6 protein-coding genes are annotated in these 7,031 nt (G+C 50.7%); 3 read left to right on the forward strand and 3 right to left on the reverse strand.

Features of this window, described 5'->3' with window-relative positions:
* Nucleotides 1-611 (forward strand): FAD-dependent monooxygenase (locus G1E_RS29935; protein WP_047150213.1); only part of this gene is annotated, 611 nt, incomplete at its 5' end.
* A gap of 286 nt (nucleotides 612-897) precedes the next feature.
* Here G1E_RS29935 and G1E_RS25115 read toward each other — a convergent pair.
* Entirely contained in the window at nucleotides 898-1,905 is a 1,008-nt protein-coding gene (locus tag G1E_RS25115) for a ketopantoate reductase family protein (protein ID WP_225624692.1), read from the reverse strand.
* A 135-nt stretch (nucleotides 1,906-2,040) separates the two neighbouring features.
* Here G1E_RS25115 and G1E_RS25120 point away from each other — a divergent pair, with 135 nt between their 5' ends.
* Nucleotides 2,041-3,057 (forward strand): carbon-nitrogen hydrolase family protein, encoded by a 1,017-nt coding sequence (locus G1E_RS25120; RefSeq protein WP_009681591.1) that lies wholly within the window; start codon nucleotides 2,041-2,043, stop codon nucleotides 3,055-3,057.
* Between the two features lie 178 nt (nucleotides 3,058-3,235).
* Nucleotides 3,236-4,459 carry an MFS transporter gene (locus tag G1E_RS25125; protein ID WP_009681592.1) on the forward strand — a complete coding sequence of 408 codons (1,224 nt, stop codon included), beginning with the start codon at nucleotides 3,236-3,238 and terminating at the stop codon, nucleotides 4,457-4,459.
* Here the strand turns inward: G1E_RS25125 and G1E_RS25130 are convergent.
* Complete coding sequence (locus G1E_RS25130; protein WP_009681593.1) at nucleotides 4,428-5,453, reverse strand: helix-turn-helix domain-containing protein; 1,026 nt, start codon at nucleotides 5,451-5,453, stop codon at nucleotides 4,428-4,430. The two genes, G1E_RS25125 and G1E_RS25130, sit on opposite strands and share 32 nt — an antisense overlap.
* 164 nt (nucleotides 5,454-5,617) lie before the next feature.
* Complete coding sequence (locus tag G1E_RS25135; protein WP_009681594.1) at nucleotides 5,618-6,892, reverse strand: OprD family porin; 1,275 nt, start codon at nucleotides 6,890-6,892, stop codon at nucleotides 5,618-5,620.
* Nucleotides 6,893-7,031 lie beyond the last annotated feature (139 nt).

Raw genomic sequence — 7,031 nt, forward strand, 5'->3', positions numbered from 1 at the left:
CCCCGCCAGTGGATGAAGAACTGATCTACGCCCGGCATGAGCGTGGGTTTGCGCTGTGCAGCATGCGCTCCCCAACCCGTACCCGCTATTACGTCCAGGTAGATGCTCAGGAAAAGGTCGAGGACTGGTCAGACGAGCGATTCTGGGGTGAGCTGAAAAGTCGTCTGCCGGAGGATGTGGCCAACCGCCTGGTCACTGGCCCATCGATTGAAAAGAGCATTGCCCCGCTGCGAAGCTTTGTCGTAGAGCCAATGCAATACGGGCGCATGTTCCTTCTGGGTGATGCCGCACACATTGTTCCTCCGACCGGAGCCAAAGGCCTGAATCTGGCAGCGAGTGATGTGAATACGTTGTATCGCATCATGGTCAAGGTCTACAAGGATGGTCGTACCGATCTGCTGAGCAAATACTCAGAGATATGCCTGCGTCGTGTATGGAAGGCAGAACGCTTTTCCTGGTGGATGACCTCCATGCTTCACAACTTCGCAGGTACGGATTCGTTCAGCCAGCGAATTCACGAAACTGAGCTGGATTACTTCGTGTCGTCTGAAACAGGTCGGAAGAGCGTGGCTGAGAACTACGTTGGATTGCCTTACGAATCTATTGACTGAGTCTGAGAAATCTCCAGCAACGCCATTGGTATCGAGAGATGCCGGTGGCGTATTGCGTGGCAGCCTACGAATTCACTTGCAGTATGTAATATTTATGCTGTGAGAAAGGAAAGGTGGGAGCAGCAGGTGTCGAGATCGTGTTCGCAGTGTTAGCCGGACAAAATCGGTATGTGACAGATCAGTTTGGTTGGGTAGCCACCAGGGCATTGCATCTTACTTTTTCAGCATGATGCAACACCCTGATTCAGTAACGTTGCACTTGGCCTCGGAGCCAAGCGTCTTTCAATCAATAGCCGCTTTCGATCAGCTTGACCAAGTCACCAAGCGTTCTCAGCACAGGGGTATCAACACCCGCATTCCGGCCACGATCAGCGACGGCACCGTTTATGAAGTCGATCTCCGTCCGGCGACGTGCTTCTACGTCTTGAAGCATGGATGGCTTGTGGCTTACATGATTATCAAACGCGTGTTGGATGGCGGTTGCTACGTTACTTTGCTGAGCAGCAATTCCACTGGCATTCGCGACTGCAACCGTTTCCTTGATGATCTGGCTAGCCAAGCTTCTGCCTTGCTCCGATTTTCCGACACCGCCTACAGTCAGGCCACTCACTGCGCAGAGAGAATTCAGTGCCGCATTGAAAGCGACCTTCTCCCAAATTGCCACTTGCACGTCTGGGTTGGCAATGCACTCCAATCCAGCTGCAGTAAAGGCTTCGGCAATGTGATGGACGTTGGCATCATCCTCGCCACTGGCAGTCCAGATGTTGATATGCCCCTCACCGTGGCTACTGACTACACCCGGCTCAATCAAGTCTGCGGGGAAATTGGTCATACCGACAATGATGCGCTCATTTGGTACGACTGCAGCGATTCGCTCAGCGTTTCCCAGGCCATTTTGAACAGACATTGCCCAGGTATTAGGGCCGACCAGGTGCTTTACCGACTCAATCGCCGCTGAGGTGTGAAAGCCTTTGGTGAAAATGATGAGTAGATCGAATGGGTTTTGGAAGTCATCCGCGCGCCCGACAGGCAACATCACGGTATTGGAGCCACCATGTGATTTGAGGATCAGGCCCTGGCGCTTGATTGCCTGGATGGTTGGCTCGGATGCATCAATCAGGGATACCTCTTGCCCGCCAAGCGCCAAGCGCGCTCCAAAAAGTCCACCCATAGCCCCGGCGCCAATGACTGCAATTCTCATGATATCTCCACAGTATTTAGATTCGTCGCACCTCATGAAATCACGCAACGCCGCATCAGACAAATAAATGATTTTCGATGTGAAAATAGACAAAGCTTATATTTCTTCGGATAGGAACTGGTCGATTGTAGACTGGGATATTGGAGCAATTTCCCTGACATGGATGATCAAAAGGCGGATTCAACTGGCGATTAGACTGAGGCCGACCCAGGCCAAGAGGACACCGCCATGCCAGTCTCACACCCCTCTTTTAGGGTAGCAGCCGTCCAGGCAGCTCCCGTTTTTCTCAACCTTGACGCGACTATCGACAAAGCTATTGGCCTTATCGGGCAAGCGGCCCAAGAAGGCGTTGAGCTCATCGCTTTCCCGGAAAATTTCTTCCCAGGCTACCCCTTCTTTCTGTGGCTGGGCACGCCCGCCTGGTCGATGCAGTTCGTCCAGCGTTACCACGATAATTCGATGATGGTCGACAGCGTCGAATACAGGCGACTTGAGGAGGCGGCCAAGCGTCACAATATTCACCTTTCTATTGGATTCAGCGAAAGATCAGGGGGCAGCCTGTATATGGCTCAGGCCTTGATCAGCAATAAAGGCGTCACGTTAAGCACACGCAGAAAGCTCAAGCCCACGCTAGTGGAGCGCTGTTTGTTTGGTGAAGGGGATGGCAGCGACCTGACAGTCGTTGACACCAGTCTCGGAAAGATCGGATCACTGTGTTGCTGGGAGCATGTCCAGCCACTTACCAAATATGCAATGTATGCGCAGCACGAGCAGATACATATCGCAGCCTGGCCCAGCTTCTCACTGTATAGGGACGTTGCCTACTCGCTTGGGCCTGAGGTGAACACGGCTGTCACCCAGACGTATGCAGTTGAAGGTCAGTGCTTCGTCATCGCACCCAGCTCCGTTGTCAGCCCGGAGATGATTGAAATCCTGTGCATGAACGATGACGCTCGAAAGCTTTTGCCTGAGGGTGGTGGGCACGCCCGAATTTTTGGCCCAGATGGTTCGCCTTTAGCTTCTCCAATCGATGAGCATTCTGAAGGGCTACTACTTGCAGATTTGGATCTGGGAGTGCTCAGTCTCGCTAAGCTCGCTGCTGATCCCGCCGGTCATTACTCGAGACCTGATGTTACTCAACTTTTGTTAAACAAGTCTCCACGCCGACCCGTTGTGGTCATCAATGAAGGTCAAATAAACGAAACCAACATTATCCAGTCGGAGGAAGTGCCCGAAATAAATTGAGAGTGGTGAGATTCAACACGAAGATGTTGACCTCTCTGCAATTCAGCTCACTGCCTAATAACAATACTTGTGGAGCTCCTATGAAAAATTTCGCCGCGTGCGCCTGGTGTCCGGTGTAGCTTACGGCTTTGGTTTTTAAATAACATTAAAATTTGAATTCAAAGGTCACAAGCACATCATGAAATCGATGACGTATGAGTTTAAGATTGTACTTTTGCTTGCCTTGCTTTTCGGTATAGTAGGGCTTGACCGATTTGTGGTTCTATACCTGTTCCCGGTTATTATTCCGGAGCTTGGTTTGAACAACATGCAGGCAGGAGCTGTAGCATCTGTGTTGGCGTTAACTTGGGCGATATCAACTTGGGTGCTGGGGAGTTTGTCCGATAAATATGGACGAAAAAGAGTCCTTATTTATTCTAGCGTCTTTTTCTCCCTGATGACTTGGATGACTGCATTGGCAAAAAGCTTCACCAGTATGCTCGTGGTTCGAGGCTTACTGGGCGTAGGAGAAGGTGGCGTATTCAGCACCAGCGTAGCTGCAATCGCCATGGCATCACGGCCCGAAAAAAAGGGGATGAACTTAGGGATCCATCAGGCATTTTTCCCCCTGCTTGGAATCGGTCTGGGCCCCATCATCGCCACTCAACTTAATAACTACATGCCATGGGAGATGGTGTTTGTTGTGGTTGGCATTCCTGGTTTGATCTTAGCGTTTTGTATTGCCAAGGTTATGAAGGAGCCGAATGCGCCACTTGAACAAAATTCACCACACGAGAATGCTGGAGCGTTTGCAGCCCTGCGTTACCGAAATATATGGGTAGCAACGGTTGCCGGATGTTTCTTCCAGACTGGACTATTCGTATTCTCCACTTTCGTCGCGCTCTACCTAACAAAAGTCGTTGGGCTTGAGCTTGATACAGTCGGAATCATCATCTCCGGCTGGGGCTTTGGTGGTTTCATCGGCATGATCGCGATGCCCGCCATCTCAGACCGTTTGGGCAGGAAGCCAATCATGGTCGCCTGCGCCGCTGTGTACAGCGTTTTGATGCTGATATTTGCTTTGTACCCATTACCACCGGCGGCCATGTTCGGGCTGCTGTTCGTTGCGGGGATTTTTGGGTTTGGTACTGCACCTATTTTCCTGGCAATCATTCCCGCAGAAACGGTACCAAGCCGCATTGTAGGCAGTGCAGTAGGTATTCCAACCTGTGTCGGAGAAATGCTCGGTGGCGTTGTCATGCCCATTGTTGCAGGTGGGTTGGCTGACCAGTTTGGATTGCAATATCCAATGATAATGGTGGGGGTGGCGTTCGCAGCTATCGCTGTCGTCTCAATCGCTTTTGTGGAGACAGCTCCACTCGCGTTAAAGGCTAAAGGTGCTCCCTTGGCAACACAGGCTTGAGGGGAGTTTTCTTACCCGCCTCTTGGGTTCCTTGTGAGTGCAGCGACCGGTACTCACGAGGGCTCAGGCCAGTATATTTTTTGAACGCTCGACTAAAGTGCGCGTTACTTGAAAAACCCCAATCATAGGCGATGTCGCTAATCAAGCGGTTGGCTGTGACTGGGCTAATCAAATCTTGCTGGCATGCTTCAATTCGCCGCCTAACAATAAACTCACCTACGGACAATGGCTGATGCACGAATGCTCTATGCACCGAGCTCAAAGACATTTTCAGGGCAGTAGCTACAGCATCTACAGTCAAACCAGGATCATAAAGATTATCCTCAATGAATTGCCTTACCCTTCCAGCGTGATAATTAGATAAACGTGAATTTGGCTTCTCATTGACTCCGCAGACCCCATCAAGGCCTATGCTTAACATTTCCAACAAAGGTTTTGCCAGATCGTCCATTTTAATATCTGGACTGCTCTCTTTCTCTTCAAATATATTAAGCATCAAATTTGAAATAATTCTGCCGATGCCGGTCATGGTATCGATAGGCAGGGCCACGGCATTGCTTGCCGCAGGAGAATATAGCCGCATTGTGTCCACTGGAATCCTAATGGAGCACATTCTGAAAGTTTCGAGAAGCTCGACCTTGTATTCGCTTCTTGTGTCATACAGCACCAACTGCCCGGGGTAGACTCGGCACATTCTGTCATTTTGAGAAAGATCACAAACACCCTCAGTTAGAAGGCTGAGTATGAAAAATTCCTCGGACTGAGTGTGATTGTTTGCTCTCTGTACCGCGTGCGGGGTAGCACGGAGGTCGATGAGATCGAGATTTCCGAGTGCATTGTGGGAGAGCGAGGCCTGAAAAGAAGTGCTAGCGCTGTGAGCCAACCTGGAACCAAGGCTACATTTGAGCTCCACGAAGTATTTTTTACTGATCTCGTTCCAGAAGCTAGGCACATCCGATCCGGGGACGGCTGCAGTGGTGATGAATGTACCCATTTCGAAAGCCCCACCTACAAATAAGAGTGAGTCAAGCAAGTTTTGTACCGAAGATGCCGTCTTGGTGACGTGGAGTGTTCGGCGGCCTGTAGATTAACAAATTGCAGAGCGCCTATGCTCACTCATGTGCAAGACGCCCCGGAATGGAGCGCCTTGGGAGGATTTCAAAACTTGTAGGTATAGGTGGTGATCAGGCGGTTCTCGTCGTAATCTGCTCCTGCCAAGGTGGCAGAACCATATCGAGTCTTGACATCAATGTGCCGCCATTCAAAGCCAAGGCCGGCGAGTGGGCCACTCTGGATCACATAGTTTAGAACCAGGTTGAGTTCGCTCTCCACGTTCTTATCAAGGTTGTCGCCACGATCAATACCCGTACCTCTCATGTATCGAGTCATGAAACGCAGCCCGGGAATACCGGAAGCGGCGAAGTCATAGTCGTAACGGGCTTGCCATGAGCTTTCGTTTGGCTTGAAGAAGCCTAACGTCGACCAGTTAACCAAGTAGGGTTGCGGAGCATAGCCATTGAAAACGGGGAACCCATCGTCACCAAGCATGCGCTGGTAGGCAATTGTGAATGTATGACCTCCTTTTTTCAGGGCAGTCATGACGCCATATGCCTGGTTGTCGATTTCCCCGTAAAGCGCCGCGCCATCTTCGGTGTTATGGTAATAGCGAAGATCAGTCTTCAGGCTATATCCATCCCCGAATGGAAGAACATGAGCTAATCCGAGATAATTTTGCTTATAGATGTCTTCCAGCTGGCCGTAAAAGTATGTTGCGGAAAGCGATTTACTTAGCTCGTAAGTTCCGCCCGCAAAATTTAGGCCGTCACTGCGGGCTACCCGACCACTCCCGGTCATTAAGTAAATCTTTTCTCTGTTAGATGACTCGCGTGATGCGATCTCAGTGATCCTGCCTGCGGTAACACTAAGACCGTCAATCTCTTTAGATTCAATGAGAGCGCCTTGGTAGGTGGTCACTAATTGGCGCGAGTCATCAATGTAGGCTACTGGTAACATCGGGCGAAGCTCGCCGACCTTGAGCTCAGTTTTTGAGAACCGGGCTTTACCTGTTACACCTGTACGCCCGTAAACTCGAGCTTGTGACTGGCTTGAAGCGTGATAGGGCAAGACGCTATCCGGGCCTCTGCCGCCGCCTCCGTCAAGCCTGTAGGCCCATTGGGAATCGACATCCAGGCCGAACTGAACGGGCCCTTCCGTGTAACCTGAGTTTATACGCAGATCGAAGCCTTGGCTCCAGCTGCCAACACGGGATTTTGGTGCATCGGACTGATGAAAGTCGCGGTCAATATAGGCATTGCGCATTCCTAAACTGACGGAAGTATCATCTAGAAAGTCAGCGTGCGCGACTGAAAAAGGTATTGAAATAGAAATACCCAGGACGAGCGCCCCATACAACCCTTGAGGGAAGTTATGCATTACTTCTCACCTTTATTATTTTTGGATGGTGAATCACAGCTGGCTCCCATCATGGGAGCCAGCTGGAACAGCTTTAAATTATCGAGCTTTTTCGATCAGAACGGATACTTGCGAGGAACGAGTGCGATCCATGAACCCC

It is taken from the genome of Pseudomonas sp. TJI-51 (assembly GCF_000190455.2).
GTDB lineage: Bacteria > Pseudomonadota > Gammaproteobacteria > Pseudomonadales > Pseudomonadaceae > Aquipseudomonas > Aquipseudomonas juntendi.